Raw genomic sequence first — 19,588 nt, 5'->3', positions numbered from 1 at the left:
AACCCGGCAATCAAATACACCAAATCATGCTGCGTAGGCGATACGTGGATGCCGGAAATAAGAACGGATTCTTTGAGGGCGTAATTGCAATCGTCTCATGACCGAGCGAACACGCCTTTCCAGTTCGTCCTGATTACGCGCCGGCAAGCCCGTGCGAACCTGATGTTTCAAATCACAATTCAAATACTCGTCAGGGTTCAACTCCGGGGCGTAGGCCGGCAAGAAGAACAGTTCGATTTGCTCTTTGCGGTCGCCAACCCAGGCGCTCACCTTTTGCTGTGGTGTACGCGCAGGTTGTCGAGAATCAGGAACACCTTGCGGCCCTGAGCATCGCGAATCAGGCGACTCAGGAAGCGAATCAGCACTGGGGCTGTCAGCGTTTCCCGATACAGCATGAAGCGCAGTTTGCCCCGATTGGTCACGGTGGAAATCATGTTGGTGGAAAAACGACTGCCGCTGACCAGGCGCACCGGCGTTTCGCCAATAGGGGCGTAGCTGCGGCCAGCATGGCTGTCACTGCGCATACCGGTTTCGTCGCCCCACTGAATCTCACCATTCTCAGCCCTGGCCCGCTGTGCGATGCGTGGATATTCATTATCCAGCCAGTGCTGAACCACTTCAGGTTTCTGCTGATAAGCCCGATGCAGTGGGCGCTGCGGGGGTGTAGCCCCAACGCTTGAGGTATTCACCAACCGTTCGAACCGGCATGAGAAAACCACAGCGCTGGCGGATCAGTTCTCGCACCGCATCACGCGTCCAGAGCGCAAAGCCGAGCTTGAGTTGGTCGGGCATCTTATCGGTCATCAAGGTGCGAATCAGCACTTCCTGGCTGGAGCTCAAACTGCGGCGATCACCCTGGCGCACACCACGCTGGCCGCCGGCAATGGCAGCCTTTTCGCCTTTATGTTCTGCGACCTGCGCCCAGTGAGCAATAGTGCGGGGGTGAACACCAACCGCTTCGCCAATAGCCTTGTAGGTGTAACCCTGCTCACGCATGCGTAGGGCCGTGGAGCGCTTTTCACGTTGTTCTTGGGGGCTGAGTTTACGGGCATCTATTTTCATGGAGACAGATTATCTAATATGCCCTATTTATTTGCCAGGTTAATATGAATCAATGTTGACTCAAAGTGGATTGAAAAGTACCATCCCGGCCGTTTTCAATCAAGCCTTAGGTGAGTCATGGGCAATTTTCGTGCAGTAAGAACGGCAGGGGCATTGGCAGTAGCCATCGCATTGGCAGGGTGTGGTCCGGCGAGCGAGCAGAGCCCTGTTGTGGAAACGGCGCGTCCTGTGGAAGTGCTGGCGGTGGTAAGCGAGCCTTTAGCACTTGTTTCGGAATTGCCGGGGCGAGTTGAGCCAATGCGTGTAGCCGAGGTGCGGGCACGGGTGGCGGGGATCGTGCTGAATAAGCGCTTCGAGGAAGGCGCCGACGTCAAGGCCGGCGATCTGTTGTTCCAGATCGATCCCGCGCCGCTCAAGGCAGCGGTGTCCCGTGCCGAGGGCGACCTGGCCCGGGCCCAGGCCGGGATGAAGGAGGCCCAGGCACGGGCCAAACGCTATGAGACACTGGTGAAGATTGAAGCGGTCAGCCAGCAGGACTACGACAAAGCCAGTGCCGACTTGCACAGCGCCCAGGCAGCGACCCGCTCGGCCCAGGCCGACCTGGAAACCGCGCGCCTGAACCTGGGGTACACCTCGGTCATCGCGCCGATCTCTGGCCGAGTCGGACGTGCACTGGTAACCGAAGGCGCCCTGGTTGGCCAGGGCGAAGCGACCCTGATGGCGCGCATCCAGCAGTTGGACCCGATCTACGCAGATTTCACCCAGACCGCCGCCGATGCGTTGCGTCTACGTGAAGCCCTTAAGAATGGGACCTTGGCCACTGATTCGCAGCAGAGCCTGTCTGTAAGAATTGAAGGCACTTCGTATGAGCGTAGAGGGAAGCTGCTTTTCACAGATGTTGCGGTGGACCCTGGTACGGGCCAAGTGACTCTACGCGGTCAGTTTGATAACCGCGACGGTAATCTGCTGCCAGGTATGTATGTACGTGTCAGCACTCCACAGGGGACCGATAGCCAGGCTGTTTTAGTGCCGCAGCGGGCTGTGCAACGTAGTCCGGATGGCAGTGCCTTCGTGTTGTTGATGGGCGACGACGGCCGTGCTCAGTCACGTCAAGTGCAGACCGGTGTTATGCAGGGAGCACGTTGGCAGATTCGTGATGGCTTGAAAGCCGGTGACCGGGTGATCACAAGTGGCTTGGCTGGCCTGCAGCCTGGAGCCAAGGTCGAGCCCAAGAGTGTCACTGCCACCCCCAGAGCCGCAGAAGTAAGGGCGTAATTGCCGCGAGGATTTTTCGATGTCGAATTTTTTCATCAGGCGTCCTAACTTTGCTTGGGTGGTCGCGCTGTTTATCTCACTGTTCGGGTTGCTAGTTATCTCCAAGTTACCGGTGGCCCAATACCCTAAGGATGGTCTGAAGTAGCCATGTATTTCCCCGGCATACCACCTAGCGCAACTTTTAAACTCGCCAAATGATCAAAAACAATCAATTCGACGAGTATTTCTTACGTTTTCGCCACCCGGACCCCACTCCGGTGGCCATTTCCCGCATTACAGGCGCACCTCTCCTGCATTCGTCAGTAAATGTCGGCGCGCCATCCACAGGTTCGACAGAGCGAACAGTGTCACCAGTTGCGCCGTGTTTTTGGCCAAGCCGCGAAAGCGCACCTTGGTGTAACCGAACTGGCGCTTGATTACCCGGAACGGATGCTCGACCTTGGCGCGCACCTGAGCCTTGGCCTTTTCAATCTTGCGCTTGGCTTTGTACAGCACGCTGCGCTTATCGAGTTTTTGTAGGTGCTGCGGCGTGCCGCCACCTGCCAGATAACTTCGTCCTTCATGCTCGGGCCGCTTTTTCGACACCGGTGTAGCCTGCATCGGCGCAGACCACGTTTTCGTCGCCATGCAGCAATTTGTCCACCTGGGTGACATCCGCCACATTGGCCGCCGTGCCCACTACGCTGTGCACCAGACCCGATTCGTCATCGGCGCCGATGTGGGCCTTCATGCCAAAATAATACTGGTTTCCCTTCTTGGTCTGGTGCATTTCCGGGTCGCGCTTGCCGTCCTTGTCACGTGGTCTGCGCAAATTGCTACACCTTGGTCGAACTGGGCGCATTGATCAGCGTTGCATCGACGATGGTGCCCTGGCGCAGCGACAGGCCGCGGTCGCCCAGATAGCCATTGATGACAGGACGTGGATGCCGGCCGCCAGCTCGTGTTTCTCCAGCAAGCGGCGGAAGTTGAGAATGGTGGTTTCGTCGGGGATGCGCTCCAGGTTCAGCCCGGCAAACTGGCGCAGGATCGTGGTTTCGTACAGCGCTTCCTCCATCGCTGGATCGCTGTAGCCGAACCAGTTCTGCAGCAGATGCACACGCAGCATCGCCATCAACGGGTAGGCCGGACGGCCACCTTCACCTTTCGGATAATGTGGCTCGATCAAAGCAATCAAGCCCTTCCACGGCACCACCCGATCCATCTCGATCAGGAACAACTCCTTGCGGGTTTTTTTGCGCTTGCCAGCGTACTCGGCGTCGGCGAAGGTCATCTGCTTCATCGGGAAACTCGGTGGGTGGGGTCGCGGTATTTTGCCAAATCAGAAAGTCTTTTTCAGAGTTCCCTAACGTTGCACCACCGCAGATCACAGTTACAGCTACGTATCCGGGTGCTTCGGCAAAGGTACTGGTTGAGTCGGTGACCAGCATTCTTGAGGAGTCACTCAACGGCACTAAGGGTTTGCTCTATTTCGAATCGACCAACAACTCCAACGGTACCGCTGAGATCGTCGTTACATTTGAACCTGGTACCGATCCTGACCTGGCCCAGGTTGATGTGCAGAACCGCCTGAAGAAAGCCGAGGCGCGCATGCCCCAGGCCGTACTCACCCAGGGCTTGCAGGTCGAGCAGACCAGCGCCGGCTTCCTGTTGATCTACGCCCTGAATTACAAGGAAGGTGCCGAGCGCGGCGATACCATTGCTCTCGGTGATTACGCCGCGCGTAACATCAACAATGAACTGCGCCGCTTGCCCGGCGTTGGCAAGTTGCAGTTCTTCTCTTCTGAAGCGGCGATGCGGGTCTGGATCGATCCGCAGAAGCTGGTGGGCTATGGTCTGTCCATCGAAGACGTGAGCAGCGCCATCCGTGGACAGAACGTGCAGGTTCCGGCCGGCGCCTTCGGCAGCACACCGGGCAACAGTGCCCAGGAATTGACTGCAACCTTGGCGGTCAAGGGGGTTCTGGACAATCCGCAGGAGTTTGGTGAGATTGTCCTGCGGGCCAATCAGGACGGCTCCATGGTCAAGCTTGCCGACGTCGCACGTCTGGAGTTAGGCCAGGAAAATTACAACATTTCCTCACGTCTGGATGGTACTCCGGCAGTCGGTGGAGCGATTCAGTTATCGCCGGGCGCCAACGCCATCCAGACCGCGACGCTGGTCAAGGAGCGCCTGGCCGAACTGTCGCAGTTTTTCCCTAGTGATGTGCAGTACTCCGTACCCTACGACACCTCGCGTTTCGTCGACGTGGCCATCGAGAAGGTGATCCACACCCTGATCGAAGCCATGGTCCTGGTGTTCCTGGTGATGTTCCTGTTCCTGCAGAACGTGCGCTATACCCTGATTCCATCCATCGTAGTGCCCGTGTGCCTGCTCGGTACCCTGGCCGTGATGTACCTGCTGGGCTTCTCGGTGAACATGATGACCATGTTCGGCATGGTGCTGGCCATCGGCATCCTGGTGGACGACGCCATCGTGGTGGTGGAGAACGTCGAGCGGATCATGGCCGAGGAGGGCTGTCCCCGACCGACGCGACGATCAAGGCGATGAAACAGGTATCCGGCGCCATCGTCGGTATCACCCTGGTACTGTCCGCGGTGTTCATGCCGCTCGCCTTCATGAGCGGCTCGGTGGGCGTCATCTACCAGCAGTTCTCGGTATCCCTGGCGATCTCGATCCTGTTCTCCGGCTTCCTGGCCCTGACCTTCACCCCGGCGCTGTGCGCCACGCTGCTCAAGCCGGTCCCCGAAGGGCATCACGAAAAACGTGGTTTCTTCGGTGCCTTCAACCGTGGTTTTACCCGCGTGACCGAGCGCTACTCGGTGCTCAACGGTGCGTTGGTCAAACGTGCTGGGCGTTTTATGCTGATCTACGGCGGTATTGTCGCTCTGCTCGGCTACAGTTACCTTCGATTACCGGAAGCTTTTGTGCCCACTGAAGATCTGGGTTACATGTTGGTTGATGTGCAACTGCCACCCGGCGCCAGCCGTGCGCGCACAAACGCCACCGGTGAACAGCTGGAAACCTATCTCAAGTCCCGCGAGGCCGTCTCCTCGGCATTCGTGATTTCGGGCTTCAGCTTTTTCTGGTCAAGGTGATAATGCGGCGTTGGCTTTCCCGACATTTAGGGATTGGTCCGAACGCGATGCGCATCAATCGGCTATGGCTGAAGTAGCGGCACTGAACGAGCATTTCGCCATCTCCGACGACGGTACCGTCATGGCGGTCTCGCCACCACCGATCAATGGCTTGGGCAATTCCGGTGGTTTCGCCCTGCGCTTGATGGACCGTGGCGGCTTGGGGCGCGAGGCCCTGCTGCAAGCACGGGACACGCTGCTGAGCCAGGTCAACGGCAATCCGAAATTCCTCTACGGGATGATGGAAGGCCTGGCCGAGGCGCCGCAATTACGCCTGGTGATCGACCGCGAAAAAGCCCGGGCCCAAGGCGTCAACTTCGAGAGCATTAGCTCCACCCTGTCCTCGGCCTTCGGTTCCAACGTGGTCAATGACTTCACCAACGCTGGTCGCCAGCAACGGGTGGTGATCCAGGCCGAGCAGGGCGCGCGGATGACCCCGGAAAGCGTGCTCAAACTGTACGTGCCCAACAACAAAGGTAATCAGGTCCCCCTCAGTGCCTTCGTGACCAGCAAGTGGGAAGAGGGGCCGGTGCAACTGGTGCGCTACAACGGCTATCCGTCGATCCGTATCGTCGGTGACGCAGGCCCGGGCTACAGCACCGGCCAGGCCATGGCCGAGCTGGAGCAACTGGCATCGCAACTGCCCAAGGGCATCGGCTACGAGTGGACCGGCCTGTCCTACCAGGAGAAGGTCTCTGCCGGCCAGGCATCGGGCTTGTTCGCCCTGGCGATCCTGGTGGTGTTCCTGTTGCTGGTGGCCCTCTACGAGAGCTGGTCGATCCCGCTGTCGGTGATGCTGATCGTACCGATCGGCGCGGTGGGTGCGGTACTGGCGGTAATGGTCGTGGGCATGCCCAACGACGTGTACTTCAAGGTCGGCCTGATTACCATCATTGGCCTGTCGGCGAAGAACGCGATCCTCATCGTCGAGTTCGCCAAGGAACTGTGGGAGAAGGGGTATAGCCTGCGTGATGCCGCTATCGAGGCCGCTCGCCTGCGCTTTCGCCCGATCATCATGACGTCCATGGCCTTCATCCTCGGCGTGGTCCCCCTGGCCATCGCCACCGGCGCCGGTGCGGCCAGTCAGCGCGCCATCGGTACCGGGGTGATCGGCGGGATGCTCAGCGCCACCTTACTGGGGGTGATTTTCGTGCCGATCTGCTTCGTCTGGTTGCTGTCGGTGCTGCGTACCAAGCGGCCTGCCACCGAACAACCAGCCCTGGCCCAGGAGTGATCAGCATGCGTACCCCAGCTTTTACCGTATCGGCGCTGCTGATCGCCCTGGCCCTGGGTGGTTGCTCCATGGCTCCGACCTACGAGCGTCCGACGGCGCCCGTAGCCGACAGCTGGAGCGACTCGCCCGCCCAGCAGGGACGCCAGGCCAGCGAACTGGACTGGCAGGCGTTCATCGTCGATCCCGAGCTGCGCCGCCTGGTCGGCACCGCCCTGGACAATAACCGTTCGTTGCGCCAGACCTTGCTGGACATCGACCAAGCCCGGGCGCAGTACCGCATCCAGCGGGCGGACCGGATCCCCGGGTTGAACGCCGGGGCTTCGGGTAACCGCCAGCGCCTGCCGGCGGACCTGTCCAGCAAGGGGCAATCCAGCGTGGCCAGTACCTACCAGGTCGGCCTGTCGCTGCCTGAGTACGAAGTCGACCTGTTCGGACGGGTCAAGAGCCTCAGCGATGCCGCATTGCAGCAGTACCTGGCCACCGAGGAGGCCGGGCGCTCGGCACGCATTGCACTGATCGCCGAGGTCACCCAGGCCTACCTGGCCCATGACGGCGCCCAGCGCCGCCTGGCCCTGACCCAGCAGACACTGGTCAGCCGCGAATACTCCTTCGCCCTGATCAGCCGGCACCGTGCGGTAGGTAACGCCACCGCGCCGGACTACCAGGAAGCCCTGGGCCTGGTGGAACAGTCCCGGGCCGACGAGGAGGCCGCCCTGCGCCAGAAGCAACAGGCGTTCAATGCCCTGGTGCTGTTGCTGGGCACCGCCGATGCCGCCAAGTCGATTCCCGATAAGCCGTCGGAGCAGCCGCTACTGGTGCAAGACATCGCCGCGGGCTCACCGTCGTCGCTGATCGAGCGCCGTCCGGACATCCTCGCCGCCGAACATCGCCTGCAAGCGCGCAATGCCGATATCGGCGCTGCGCGGGCAGCGTTCTTCCCGCGGATCACCTTGACCGGCAGCTTCGGCACGTCCAGCGCGCAAATGTCCGGCCTGTTCGATGGCGGCTCGCGCTCCTGGAGCTTCATTCCGACCCTGTCGCTACCGATCTTCGATGGCGGGCGCAACCGCGCCGGGCTGAGCCTGGCCGAGGCGCGCAAGGACTCGGCGGTGGCAGCCTACGAGGGCACGATCCAGACCGCGTTCCGCGAAGTGGCGGACGCCCTGGCGGCCACCGATACCCTGCGCCGCGAGGAGCAGGCACGCCGGGCCCTGGCCAACACCAGCAACGAATCGCTGAAGCTGGCCAAGGCTCGTTATGAAGGCGGTATCGATAGCCATCTGCGTTACCTGGACGCCCAGCGCAACAACTTCGCCAACGAGACGGCGTTCATCGAAGTCAGCACTCAACGGCAGATCGCCCTGGTAGACCTGTTCCGCTCCCTGGGTGGTGGCTGGAAGGACAATCAGGACCAGCAACTGGCGCAACGCCAGGACCGGCTCTGAATAAGAGGTTGATGCTGCCGAGGTAAATTCAGCGAGCGTCACTTGAGGAAGGTAACGATGCGGGCAATTGATGCAGGTATTTGGGTCTGCGGTGAATGTCATCAACTCAACCCGGCCAGCCAGGAGCAATCAGCGCGCTGCAGCCGATGCAGTGCGGTATTACATGCGCGCCGTCCGAACAGTATCAGGCGCACTTGGGCCTTACTGATCACGGCGATGATTTTGTACATCCCCGCCAACCTGCTGCCGATCATGACCGTCAGCATTTTCGGCAAGGGCGCGCCGGCCACCATCATGAGCGGGGTGATCAGCCTGCTGCAGCTGGGGATGATCCCCATCGCCCTGGTGGTGTTCGTGGCCAGCATCGTGGTGCCGACCTTCAAGCTGGTGGGCATTGCGCTGCTGCTTTATTCGGTGCAGCGCCACCAACCGATGTCGGCACGCCAGCGGATCATCATGTACCGCTTCATCGAATGGGTAGGGCGCTGGTCGATGCTCGACATCTTCGTCATCGCCATCCTGGTGGCGTTGGTGAACTTCGGCAACCTGGCGCGCATCGAGGCCAACCTCGGCGCCGCCGCCTTCGCCAGCGTGGTGGTGCTGACCATGCTGGCCGCTGTGACTTTCGATCCTCGGCTGATATGGGACAACACTAACTTGGATAATGAAAATGAGTGACTTGCCTGCCCCGAAAAAACGCCAGACCAGTAACTGGTCGGCGATCTGGATCCTGCCATTGCTGGCCCTGGTGATCGGTGCCTGGTTGGCCTGGCGCGCCTACGACGAGGCTGGCCCGATCATCCAGGTGCGCTTCGAGAGTGGCGACGGCATCCAGGCCAAGAAGACTGAGGTGCTGTACAAGGGCATTTCGGTCGGCAAGGTGGTGGACCTGAGCGTCAGCGAGGACATCAAGGGGGTGGTCGCCTCCATCGAGTTGAGCAAGGACACCCAGAAGTACCTAAATGAAGATACCCATTTCTGGTTGGTCAAGCCACGGGTGTCTCTGGCGGGGGTGACGGGCCTGGAGACCCTGGTGTCCGGGGTCTACATCGCCGTGGACCCGGCCAAGGGTGACAAGGGTGACCAAGGGGTGAGGGCGTATACCGCCCTGACGGAGCCTCCATCGATGTCCGAGAAGGTGCCAGGCCTGCACATCACCCTCAAGGCCGACCGCCTGGGTTCCCTGGAGCAGGGCAGCCCGGTGTTCTACAAGCAGATCCTGGTGGGCCAGGTGAAAAGCTTCCAGCTCGGCGAGGACCAGCGCACCATCGAGATCAAGGTGCACATCGAGCCGGCCTATGCCGACCTGGTGCGCAAGAAAACGCGTTTTTGGAACGCTAGCGGCATCTCGATCTCCGGCGGTCTGTCTGGCTTCAAGGTGCGCAGCGAGTCGTTGCTGACCCTGGCCGCTGGCGGTATTGCTTTCGCCACTCCAGATAACTATAGCGAAAGCCCGCCCACCGACCCGACCAAGCCGTTCCGCCTGTACGAGGACTACGACGCGGCTCAGGTCGGCTTGCGGGTGAAGCTGAAGATGAAGGACCTGAGCGACATTCAGCCCGGGCAGACGCCGGTGATATACAACGGGGTGCAGGTCGGCCTGGTCAAGACCGTCGACATGAACCAGGACTTCAGTGGCGCCACCGCCGAGCTGGCGATGGATCCACGGGTCGAGCCCTGTTGCTGGAGGGCACCGAGTTCTGGACCGTGAAGCCGAATATCTCGCTGGCCGGGATCACCGGCCTAGATGCCCTGGTCAAGGGCAACTACATTGCCGTGCGCTTCGCCAAGAACAGGGCGCCCCGGCGCGAGTTCAGCGCACGCGCCAAGGCGCCGCCGATGGATCTGAATGTGCCGGGCCTGCACCTGGTGCTGACCAGCGACCGCCGGGGTTCGGTGGAGGTCGGCGCACCGGTGCTCTACCGGCAGATCCGCGTCGGTAGCGTGCAGAGCTACCAACTGTCGGCGGACAACCGGCAGGTGCTGATCGGCGTGCATGTCGAGCCCGAGTATGCGCGCCTGGTGAACAGCTCCACGCGCTTCTGGAACGCCAGCGGCGTGACCCTGAGCGGTGACTTCACCGGGCTCAAGGTCAAGAGCGAGTCGCTGCAGACCTTGATCAATGGCGGTATCTCCTTTGACACCCTGGACCCCAAGGCGTCGTCCTCGGGCAGGATCGCCGCTTCGCTCTCTATGACAGCGAAGAGGCGGCCATGGCCCGGGGCGTGGAGATCCAGCTGAGCGTCGAAGACGCCGAGGGCCTGCGCGAAGGGACGCCGATTCGTTTCAAGGGGCTGGTGATCGGCAAGGTCGAGGGCATCGACTTGCAGGCCGACCTGTCCGGTGTGCTGCTCAAGGCACGCCTGGGGGCCAACGGCGAGCAGTTCGCCCGCAGCGGCACGCGCTTCTGGGTCGTACGGCCGGCACTGGGGCTGTTGCGCACGGAAAATCTCGGCACCCTGGTCAGCGGACCCTACATCGAGGCCCTGGCCAGCAGTCGCCCGGGCGAGCGCCAGATGCGCTTCCAGACCCTGGCCGAGGCGCCGAACCTGCTCGGGAGCGGCAACGGCCTGCGGTTGACCCTGAGCGCTCCGGACAAGGGCTCGATCAAGCTCGGCAGCCCGGTGACCTATCGCAAGATGCCGGTGGGCAAGGTCATCGACCTGAACCTGGGCCAGCAGGCGGACCGGGTGCTGATCAGTATTCTCATCGAGCCGCGCTACATGCCGCTGGTGCGTACCGGTAGCCGCTTCTGGAATGCCAGCGGCGTCGGTATCGAGGCCGGTTTGTTCAAGGGCGTTTCGGTACGCACCGAGTCCCTGGAAGCCATGGTCGCCGGCGGTATTGCGTTCGCCACGCCAGACAACGGGCAAATGGGCGAACCGGCCAAGCCGGGCCAGACCTTCGCCTTGTTCGATGCGGTCGACGAACAGTGGCTGCAATGGGCGCCGAAGATTTCGCTCAAGGAGCCCGCACAGTGAGCTCGCATTATTTTCAACTCAATGTAAGAGGAATTACTCCATGTCTAGGCGCCTGTTGTGTGCTGCTCTTTTCGCCGCTGGCTTTGGCCTTGCCGCCCATGCCGAGGAACCACTACCCTCAGTGGAACAGGTGATGAGCGAGCACAAGGAGAAAATCAACAACCAGATCGAGACTATTAATTACAACCGCAAACGTGTGGTGGGAGCCAACATGGGACTCGATAGTCAGCAGGCCGAAACCTTCTGGCCAATCTATGCCCTCTATCGCAATGAAATGGATGGTTTAAATAGAGAGACGTTCCAGTTGTTGTTTGAGTATGGGCGAGCCTACGGCTCCGGAGTGGTCACCAATGAGGATGCCTCTAAGGATGGTCTGAAGTAGCCATGTATTTCCCCGGCATACCACCTAGCGCAACTTTTAAACTCGCCAAATGATCAAAAAACAATCAATTCGACGAGTATTTCTTACGTTTTCGCCACCCGGACCCCACTCCGGTGGCCATTTCCCGCATTACAGGCGCACCTCTCCTGCATTCGTCAGTAAATGTCGGCGCGCCATCCACAGGTTCGACAGAGCGAACAGTGTCACCAGTTGCGCCGTGTTTTTGGCCAAGCCGCGAAAGCGCACCTTGGTGTAACCGAACTGGCGCTTGATTACCCGGAACGGATGCTCGACCTTGGCGCGCACCTGAGCCTTGGCCTTTTCAATCTTGCGCTTGGCTTTGTACAGCACGCTGCGCCTTATCGAGTTTTGTAGGTGCTGCGGCGTGCCGCCACCTGCCAGATAACTTCACGTCCTTCATGCTCGGGCCGCTTTTTCGACACCGGTGTAGCCTGCATCGGCGCAGACCACGTTTTCGTCGCCATGCAGCAATTTGTCCACCTGGGTGACATCCGCCACATTGGCCGCCGTGCCCACTACGCTGTGCACCAGACCCGATTCGTCATCGGCGCCGATGTGGGCCTTCATGCCAAAATAATACTGGTTTCCCTTCTTGGTCTGGTGCATTTCCGGGTCGCGCTTGCCGTCCTTGTTCTTGGTCGAACTGGGCGCATTGATCAGCGTTGCATCGACGATGGTGCCCTGGCGCAGCGACAGGCCGCGGTCGCCCAGATAGCCATTGATGACAGCGAGGATGCCGGCCGCCAGCTCGTGTTTCTCCAGCAAGCGGCGGAAGTTGAGAATGGTGGTTTCGTCGGGGATGCGCTCCAGGTTCAGCCCGGCAAACTGGCGCAGGATCGTGGTTTCGTACAGCGCTTCCTCCATCGCTGGATCGCTGTAGCCGAACCAGTTCTGCAGCAGATGCACACGCAGCATCGCCATCAACGGGTAGGCCGGACGGCCACCTTCACCTTTCGGATAATGTGGCTCGATCAAAGCAATCAAGCCCTTCCACGGCACCACCCGATCCATCTCGATCAGGAACAACTCCTTGCGGGTTTGCTTGCGCTTGCCAGCGTACTCGGCGTCGGCGAAGGTCATCTGCTTCATCGGGAAACTCGGTGGGTGGGGTCGCGGTATTTTGCCAAATCAGAAAGTCTTTTTCAGAGTTTCCCTAAGATAATCAAGATGTACAAGGCACTGCAGATAAAACGGCAAATACTTTTGAACCGTTATATTGATGAGGTTTCTGAAAAAATGTCCTCGGTGCTTGCTATGCGTTTTCTACAAATTGAAGAGCAACTCGATGCCGTAGAGATGCTGGAGACCGGGCAGCGTATTCCTCTGGTTGGAGCCTCTCTGAATCGCTTGTAAGCCTATAGGTTAATTTTAGCTTGCGGCCTGCTTTCCTCTTGAAGCCAATCGTATTAATATTTTTCGCGAGGAGCCTTGTATGTTGTCTGCAAGCCAAACAGATGAGCGTCGATTAGCATTTGAGGCTCGCCGTCTGACGATAGAAACGCTTGTAAAAATCTATCTTGAGCAAGTTTCGGTTTCAAGAAGACTAGTTACAGTCTATCTTCGCTTGATGTTTACATTGTCACTTGGCACTTTGGCGGGGGTGGTAACTTTATATGGCGCCATACTTCGCTTTAGTAGTCCCGCCAATTTTGAAGTGATAACTCTGTTAGAGGTAATAAGTGCTGTCATGGCGCTTGGTGCACTTGTTACGTCGGCTTTACTTTCGGCGCGAGCGCTGCAGCAAAGTGCTTTTGATGTGGCGCCATTTTTGCGTGATCCATTTCCGACTGCCGGAACTGTAATTGACTCTATCTTTCAGTCAAAGGAACTCGACGAGCAGCAAATAGTTGGTCGGCTGTACTTTGCCATCGGGAAAATTGTCGAGCATCAACCTAGTTTGAGGGTTAATGCGAGGCTGACTACAATTTTTCTTGTTGTCGGCTTGTTTTTAACAGGAATATCACTCTTGATATGAAACTGCAGGCTAATTAGTTTCAGGCTATTGTTTTTTGTAGGGTTTGCTTATTGAAGATGTAATTTTAAGCTGGCAATCAAATTTTCTTGCATTAGATTGGCTAGAGATTTTTGGTTTAGGTGTCAAGATCTTAGCTTCGCTGATGAACTCGAAGTACCCATCCTAGCCCATCTTTGATGACACACTTGAGGACGAATATCTTTAAGCGCTCATCACTGTGGACTCAAATAGGCTTCAACTAGCCTGCTTTGTTAATCGTAGCTCGGGCTGGGGTTATGTTGCGCGGTTTCAGGAAAAACATCAGAAAATCTGTTCTGTGCTGACAGGATGGTGCGAGCGCTTTACGACTACGGTGGAGTCATGATTACGTGTTTCAATCGTCTTGTATGTGCTCCCCCGCCCAAGCCATTAGTGCAATAACCAATGGCAATAACGTATGTCCCCAATGGGTTTAACACATACTCCACGCTTAATGATTGCTCATCGTGCATATAGCGTTCACTCAAGCCACCGCGTCCATAGCTCGCAGAGTTTGACTCATCATCTTCTGCGATATGCCTTCCTGTCGTCGGATGTTGCTAAATCGTATCTCTGTTTCCTACAGAGAGGTCATCGTTAGCGCCGTACATTTCAGTCCGTCTCGAACAAGCACTGTACACGCTAGACATGTCCTCAAGAATGCATCTAGTGGTTGTTCGATTGTACCTTCCGAGAATACACCTTGCCAATTCCAGCATTCAGACGGCCAGTGACTAGATAAGTCATGCACCGTGGCGTATTTCATGGTTGCGCGCTGAACATGATGCGAGTGCTGCCTTCTACTTGTATCCAGCGAAACTGCTGCGATTGAAACCCTATTGGATCCCTGTTTGGGATCTTCCTGAAATTTGATAAAGACCTTCATTCTTGTGCCCTTGAGGGGGGAAAGAATGCCATATATGTAAATGGTTATTATTCACAATCTGTGATTTATTTTCACCTCTTTTGAGTCATTGTTGACTCATTGGAATCTTTATGGCTTCATGTGCTCATTGGGTTTGATCTGGATGGGGAGTTAGACGCCTATCCAATCAATGAAGTATTGCTGGTCAGAGGAAGGCTTTTGAGGCTGCTCATGGTTTCTATGAGCCAAGTATCCTGAGGTGAAATTATGTTTTCGAGTAAGGCTGTCAGTACTGTGAAAATCTTAATGTCCTCTGTTGTCGATTTGGCAAAGAAGAGAGAAGTCATCGAGCTAGTTGTCCGGCTTAGGGCATTACCAGGTTGTACTTCTTTTAGCTTTACTCGTAGTAAAGATGATTGTGGGGTTTGGGTGTTAAATAGCCATTGGATAAGCAATGAATCCATGAGGAGCTATTTTTTTGAGAAAGATTTAGCTGATTTGATTCAGATGTTTTCAAGCCACTGCAAAGAGATGCGATTCAATACGTTTTTTATTGAACAAGAGGTTGGGAGTGATGCTTGATGAGCAAGCTTTGCGGAAAGTTGACTTGAATTCGCTGGTTACATTCATGGTGGTGTATCGTGAAAAAAATGTTTCGCGTGCCGCAAAACAATTAGGTGTTACTCAGCCCGCAGTAAGTAATACGCTTCGCGAGTTACGGTGTAGGTTTGGGGATAAGCTTTTTATTCAGCGCTGCAGGTATATGGAGCCAACAGTTATGGCGTTGGAAATCGCTGCATTGCTTGGGCCAGCAATGTACCTTATTCAAACTTCTTTAGAGTTTATGATAAAATATGATTAGATTTATTTTGTGGTTAGGGTTTTGCTTTTCGGTGATCTTTTGGTGCTGGTACCTGGCAATAAGATTTAATGTTATTTGAGCTGAATTTTGCGGGGTTTTAGTGTTGGGTTTTCAGGTTTATATGTTTTTGGCAGCATGAGAAAAGTTTAAGTGATAGGTTTAGCGTAAAGTCAAAATTATGATTTTAAAGTGGTTTGTCGATTGTTAAAAAAGCCACCCGAAGGCGGCTTGTATTATGCAGCAATGAATTGTCTGGCTAGAGCCATTTCAACCGAGTCTCCATCTTGATTTAAAGAGTCCAATCCTGATTCCGGCACATCCCCTGACGTGCTTTGAGCTACTGCGATCTTCTTGGCCATAAGCTGCAGGCAGGTAATTTGCGAGCTGCCGGCATAGCCCAAAAAAATCACGCGCACTGGATGTTTCTGCCCGATGCGCCAGGACCGTCGTGCTGCTTGCTTCAGGTTGTAGACGTTGTATCCCGTTTGCAGAAACACAATGGTTGAAAAGTCAAGCAGGTCCAGCCCAGTCTTGACCAGCTCCGGGTTGGTGATCAGCACATCGATGACGGGTTCGGCATTGGCGAGCGAGAAGTGGCCTGCTCCCAAGGTGAGAAGCAGCAGCAGGGCGAGTCTCTGAACGAGTTGCATAGGACAGTTCCTTCTATTTGATTGACATGAGTGTGGATACAAAGCAGTCATTGATTCCCGTGATCCACAACACCTTGTGAAAATGCTCGAAGGAAAATATAGGGCTCAGTTAGATGATTTTTTATATGCTTAGATTGATTATTGAGGGGGTCTAAAGCTGGTGGCTTTTCTTATTTTTTTGAGTGTTACCTCTAACTATTATTTTTCCTTCGATAGGAACGTTAGTCGGTCCATTGCTGACAGAATCGATACTTCATCCACAGGGCCTTCCAGGAGAACGGAGTGAATCGCCCCGGATTTCGTAGACACCTCCATGCCTTAAAATGAGGCCAATCAGGAGGTGCCATGAGCAACCCGCGTTATCCCGAAGAATTCAAGATCGAAGCGGTCAAGCAAGTGACCGAGAAAGGCAAGCCTGTCGCCGATGTTGCCCAGCGTCTGGGGATGTCCGTTCACAGCCTTTACGCCTGGATCAAGCTCTACAGCAAGCCCCAAGAACAGCGTCAACAAGACGATGATCGGCAGGCTGAGCTGTGTAAGCTACGCGCTGAACTCAAACGCGTGACGGAAGAGCGAGACATCTTAAAGAAGGCCGCCGCGTACTTTGCCAAGGAGTACGGCTGAAGTACGTCTTTATCGACGGATTACCCGGTACGTTGCCTTTGCCAAACCCTCAAGGTGCATCCCAGCGGCTACTACGCCTGGCTGGCCGAGCCTCAGTCTGCCCGAGCCCAAGAAGACCAACGGCTACTTGGCTTGATCAAGCACGCTTGGCTGGAGAGTGGCGGTGTGTACGGCTATCGCAAAATTCACGATGACCTGCGTGAGCTGGGAGAAACCTGCGGGCGAAATCGGGTGGGGCGCTTGATGCAGGCAGAGGGGTTGCGTTCACAAACGGGCTATCGGCGGCGCCCAGGATTTTATGGCGGGAAGCCGACCGTAGCCTCGCCGAATAACCTTGCGCGGCAGTTCAAGGTGAGTGAGCCGAACAAGGTCTGGGTGACAGACATCACATACATTCGCACCTATGAAGGATGGCTGTACCTGGCGGTAGTGCTGGATCTGTTTTCCCGCCAAGTGATTGGTTGGTCAATGAAGCCCAGGATGTGCAGCGACCTAGCTATTGACGCATTGCTGATGGCCCTATGGCGCCGCAAGCCACAGCAGCAAGTGATGATACATTCAGACCAAGGCAGTCAATTTAGTAGTTCGGATTGGCAAAGCTTTCTGAAAGGCAACAATGTGATCAGCAGCATGAGCCGACGGGGAAACTGCCATGACAATGCCGTAGCCGAGAGTTTTTCCCAGCTTTTGAAGCGGGAACGGATTCGACGAAAGACCTACGCGACACGTGACGAAGCCCGGAGTGATATTTTCGATTACATCGAGATGTTTTATAACCCTAAACGCCGACACGGCAGTGCTATGCAGCTGTCGCCAGTAGAGTATGAGAAACGCCATTTTCTGAGCTTGGAGAGTGTCTAGAAAACCAGGGGCGATTCAGTCAGGTGTATCCATGCAAGCAAGTGCGCTATGATGGCTCATTATTGATACTTGACAGTACAGTAAATTAATATAACCAAGGGTAGTTCTATGTTGCGCAGACACTCAGTGATTGTGGCTGTTTCTTATATATTCAGTAGTGCGGCCTGCGCTGCTAACACACCCACAACAGTCAATAACGACCTCGTCAGCGTCTACGAGGAGGCGGTTGATAACAATGCAGATTTGGCGGTTGCTCGCGCCGACTACAGTGCTCGTCGCGAAGTCGTGCCTCAGGCCCGCGCCGGGCTGCTGCCCAACCTTTCGGCTGGTGCCGAGATGATGAATACCCGTACTAAGCTTGATGAGCCTTCGGTTACTTCTAATCGTAGTGGTAATTCTTGGAGCGCTACCTTAGCGCAGCCGATTTTTCGTGCTGATCGCTGGTTTCAGCTACAGGCCGCAGAGGCGGTCAATGAGCAGGCTGCACTTCAACTCTCAGCCACTGAACAAAGCTTGATTCGACAGACTGCTGAGACCTACTTCGCGGTGCTACGTGCACAAGATAATCTTGCTTCAACCAAGGCTGAAGAGTCGGCATTTAAACATCAATTGGAGCAATCCAATGAGCGTTTTGACGTTGGCCTCTCGGACAAGACAGATGTCTTGCAATCACAGGCCAGTTACGACACGGCCCGAGCCAACCGAATTGTTGCTGAGCGTCAGGTGCAAGATGCGTTTGAAGCCTTAGTTACTCTAACCAATCGCCAGTACACTGCAATTCAGGGTGTTGTTCATACTCTCCCGGTGCAGGTGCCGACACCCAACGATGCTAAGGCTTGGGTCGAAGCTGCAGGACGCCAGAACCTCAACTTGCTAGCTAGCAACCATGCTGTGACAGCCGCCGAAGAGACTGTGCGACAGCGAAAGGCTGGCCATGCACCAACCCTTGACGCAGTAGTTAAGTATCAGAAAGGTGATAATGACAGTCTTGGTTTTACTAACCCTTCGCAGACTGGAGTGCGTTATGGTGGAGATGTTGAGCAGACTAGTGTTGGCTTACAACTGAATATTCCGATCTACAGTGGTGGCCTCACCAGTTCGCAGGTTCGTGAGGCGTACTCGCGGCTGACCCAGAGCGAACAGCAGCGTGAGAGTCTGCGCCGTCAGGTAGTAGAGAGTACTCGTAATCTGCATCGTGCAGTGAATACTGATGTCGAGCAAATTCAGGCGCGCAAACAGTCAATAGTGTCTAATCAGAGTGCTTTGGAGGCAACCGAAGTTGGTTATCAGGTGGGTACTCGTAATATTGTTGACGTATTAGATGCTCAGCGCCAGTTGTACGCATCTGTACGTGATTATAATAATAGCCGCTACGACTACATATTGGACAACTTGCGTTTGAAACAAGCGGCAGGCACTTTGAGTCCGCAGGATCTACGTGACTTGGGGCGGTATCTGAAGGTTAATTATAATCCGGATAAGGACTTTCTGCCGCCGGACTTGGCAGTGGAGGCTAAGAAGAACTTTGGCAGTCGCCCATGAGCTGATTTGCAAAAGTTTATCGAAATACTGCACCCTTGAGTCTAACTAGTTCTGGATAGGAGCAGGTTTTGTCCGAAATGCAGCTTTGGGTCAGGTGTCGCCAATACCTACCCTTGCGCTTTCGGATAAAACTCCAGTGATCTAAGAGTGTACATCCCAATGATGCTCAGACATATTTTAGAGCGGCTGTAGGTGGGATATTCATCGCATTGCCTCATCAAGGCAATGCGATGCTCATTATCGCCCCACCTTTAACTATGCAGAAGTGTGCATAGCAGCGGAATCTTTATGTACCGATTGCTGGGCCTTTATGGGCCTGATCCGAGGAAGGCTCTTGTGGATGTCTTGGTCGGTTTTCCCACTGAAGCAGCAAGGAAATGCCACAGGGCAGGACCGTCAGGGTCACTATTGTCGCCACGGCCAATCCACCAATCACCGCATAAGCCATAGGGCCCCAGAATATCTGCGGGGCGATCGGGATCATGCCGAGGATAGCGGCGCAGGCGGTCAACAAAATCGGCCGGGCCCGGTGCATCGAGGCGTGCACTATAGCCTCGGAAGGGGATTGGCCGAGCCGCATGTTGATGTCGACCTCCTCGATCAGGATGATCGCGTTGCGCACGATCATGCCCACTAGGGCGATGACCCCCAGCTGCG

Annotated in this window: 10 protein-coding genes and 8 pseudogenes; 13 read left to right on the top strand and 5 right to left on the bottom strand. The window is 56.1% G+C overall.

What is annotated here, in order from left to right; all coding sequences use genetic code 11:
• Positions 1-24: 24 nt before the first annotated feature.
• Positions 25-1,062: pseudogene (locus ATY02_RS15785) on the bottom strand (IS630-like element ISPa47 family transposase).
• A 117-nt stretch (positions 1,063-1,179) separates the two neighbouring features.
• Between ATY02_RS15785 and ATY02_RS15780 the strand changes: the two are divergent.
• Complete coding sequence (locus ATY02_RS15780; protein ID WP_164823675.1) at positions 1,180-2,337, top strand: MexC family multidrug efflux RND transporter periplasmic adaptor subunit; 1,158 nt, start codon at positions 1,180-1,182, stop codon at positions 2,335-2,337.
• A gap of 19 nt (positions 2,338-2,356) precedes the next feature.
• Positions 2,357-2,464: pseudogene (locus ATY02_RS36625) on the top strand (efflux RND transporter permease subunit); the annotation flags it as partial.
• Between the two features lie 146 nt (positions 2,465-2,610).
• Here the strand turns inward: ATY02_RS36625 and ATY02_RS15770 are convergent.
• Positions 2,611-3,616 (bottom strand): annotated as a pseudogene (locus ATY02_RS15770) (IS5 family transposase).
• A 59-nt stretch (positions 3,617-3,675) separates the two neighbouring features.
• On the opposite strand from ATY02_RS15770, the pseudogene ATY02_RS15765 reads away from it, so the two are divergent.
• The 5 genes and pseudogenes from ATY02_RS15765 to ATY02_RS15745 form a co-directional block, all read left to right on the top strand.
• Positions 3,676-6,705 (top strand): annotated as a pseudogene (locus tag ATY02_RS15765) (multidrug efflux RND transporter permease subunit); the annotation flags it as partial.
• Positions 6,706-6,710: 5 nt separating this feature from the next.
• Positions 6,711-8,150: an efflux transporter outer membrane subunit gene (locus ATY02_RS15760; RefSeq protein WP_068607955.1), complete on the top strand. Its 1,440-nt coding sequence runs from the start codon at positions 6,711-6,713 to the stop codon at positions 8,148-8,150.
• Positions 8,151-8,207: 57 nt separating this feature from the next.
• Positions 8,208-8,828: a paraquat-inducible protein A gene (locus ATY02_RS15755; protein ID WP_068589616.1), complete on the top strand. Its 621-nt coding sequence runs from the start codon at positions 8,208-8,210 to the stop codon at positions 8,826-8,828.
• Positions 8,821-11,131, top strand: a pseudogene (locus tag ATY02_RS15750) (MlaD family protein). The gene ATY02_RS15755 and the pseudogene ATY02_RS15750 overlap by 8 nt, the downstream one beginning before the upstream one ends.
• A 40-nt stretch (positions 11,132-11,171) precedes the next feature.
• On the top strand, positions 11,172-11,513 hold the full coding sequence (locus ATY02_RS15745; RefSeq protein ID WP_164823673.1) for a hypothetical protein: 342 nt from the start codon (positions 11,172-11,174) through the stop codon (positions 11,511-11,513).
• A 129-nt stretch (positions 11,514-11,642) separates the two neighbouring features.
• Here the strand turns inward: ATY02_RS15745 and ATY02_RS15740 are convergent.
• A pseudogene (locus tag ATY02_RS15740) lies at positions 11,643-12,623 on the bottom strand (IS5-like element IS1384 family transposase).
• A gap of 78 nt (positions 12,624-12,701) precedes the next feature.
• On the opposite strand from ATY02_RS15740, the gene ATY02_RS15735 reads away from it, so the two are divergent.
• The 4 genes from ATY02_RS15735 (at position 12,702) to ATY02_RS15720 (ending at position 15,254) form a co-directional block, all read left to right on the top strand.
• Positions 12,702-12,887, top strand: coding sequence for a hypothetical protein (locus tag ATY02_RS15735; RefSeq protein WP_164823672.1), 186 nt, complete (start codon positions 12,702-12,704; stop codon positions 12,885-12,887).
• Between the two features lie 79 nt (positions 12,888-12,966).
• A complete protein-coding gene (locus ATY02_RS15730) occupies positions 12,967-13,509 on the top strand; it encodes a hypothetical protein (RefSeq protein WP_083235687.1) in 543 nt (180 codons plus the stop codon).
• A gap of 1,189 nt (positions 13,510-14,698) precedes the next feature.
• Positions 14,699-14,974, top strand: coding sequence for an antibiotic biosynthesis monooxygenase (locus ATY02_RS15725; RefSeq protein WP_141698260.1), 276 nt, complete (start codon positions 14,699-14,701; stop codon positions 14,972-14,974).
• A complete protein-coding gene (locus ATY02_RS15720) occupies positions 14,967-15,254 on the top strand; it encodes a LysR family transcriptional regulator (RefSeq protein ID WP_141698261.1) in 288 nt (95 codons plus the stop codon). The genes ATY02_RS15725 and ATY02_RS15720 overlap by 8 nt, the downstream gene beginning before the upstream one ends.
• Before the next feature lie 233 nt (positions 15,255-15,487).
• Here ATY02_RS15720 and ATY02_RS15715 read toward each other — a convergent pair.
• Positions 15,488-15,820 (bottom strand): annotated as a pseudogene (locus tag ATY02_RS15715) (DEAD/DEAH box helicase); the annotation flags it as partial.
• Positions 15,821-16,249: 429 nt separating this feature from the next.
• Here ATY02_RS15715 and ATY02_RS15710 point away from each other — a divergent pair.
• Together ATY02_RS15710 and ATY02_RS15705 are read left to right on the top strand one after the other, a co-directional pair.
• Positions 16,250-17,389 (top strand): annotated as a pseudogene (locus ATY02_RS15710) (IS3 family transposase).
• A 108-nt stretch (positions 17,390-17,497) separates the two neighbouring features.
• The gene (locus ATY02_RS15705; protein ID WP_068583080.1) at positions 17,498-18,931 is read left to right on the top strand and encodes a TolC family outer membrane protein; all 1,434 of its coding nucleotides are present in this window, start codon (positions 17,498-17,500) and stop codon (positions 18,929-18,931) included.
• A gap of 286 nt (positions 18,932-19,217) precedes the next feature.
• On the opposite strand, the gene ATY02_RS36065 is transcribed toward ATY02_RS15705, so the two are convergent.
• The gene (locus ATY02_RS36065; protein WP_265582647.1) at positions 19,218-19,559 is read right to left on the bottom strand and encodes an efflux RND transporter permease subunit; all 342 of its coding nucleotides are present in this window, start codon (positions 19,557-19,559) and stop codon (positions 19,218-19,220) included.
• Positions 19,560-19,588: the final 29 nt, after the last annotated feature.

This window comes from Pseudomonas sp. BIOMIG1BAC, assembly GCF_001705995.2.
Classification (GTDB): Bacteria; Pseudomonadota; Gammaproteobacteria; order Pseudomonadales; family Pseudomonadaceae; genus Aquipseudomonas; species Aquipseudomonas sessilinigenes.
Note: the sequence above shows the minus strand (reverse complement) of the source record. Positions and strands in the feature narration are given on the sequence as shown.

Bases quoted from the DNA above. Each gene is read 5' to 3' on its own strand.
- ATY02_RS15745 (WP_164823673.1), top strand. From the start codon at position 11,172: ATGTCTAGGCGCCTGTTGTGTGCTGCTCTTTTCGCCGCTGGCTTTGGC.
- ATY02_RS36065 (WP_265582647.1), bottom strand. From the start codon at position 19,559: ATGATCGTGCGCAACGCGATCATCCTGATCGAGGAGGTCGACATCAAC.
- ATY02_RS15735 (WP_164823672.1), top strand. From the start codon at position 12,702: ATGTACAAGGCACTGCAGATAAAACGGCAAATACTTTTGAACCGTTAT.
- ATY02_RS15755 (WP_068589616.1), top strand. From the start codon at position 8,208: ATGCGGGCAATTGATGCAGGTATTTGGGTCTGCGGTGAATGTCATCAA.
- ATY02_RS15780 (WP_164823675.1), top strand. From the start codon at position 1,180: ATGGGCAATTTTCGTGCAGTAAGAACGGCAGGGGCATTGGCAGTAGCC.
- ATY02_RS15725 (WP_141698260.1), top strand. From the start codon at position 14,699: ATGTCCTCTGTTGTCGATTTGGCAAAGAAGAGAGAAGTCATCGAGCTA.
- ATY02_RS15720 (WP_141698261.1), top strand. From the start codon at position 14,967: ATGCTTGATGAGCAAGCTTTGCGGAAAGTTGACTTGAATTCGCTGGTT.
- ATY02_RS15760 (WP_068607955.1), top strand. From the start codon at position 6,711: ATGCGTACCCCAGCTTTTACCGTATCGGCGCTGCTGATCGCCCTGGCC.
- ATY02_RS15705 (WP_068583080.1), top strand. From the start codon at position 17,498: ATGTTGCGCAGACACTCAGTGATTGTGGCTGTTTCTTATATATTCAGT.
- ATY02_RS15730 (WP_083235687.1), top strand. From the start codon at position 12,967: ATGTTGTCTGCAAGCCAAACAGATGAGCGTCGATTAGCATTTGAGGCT.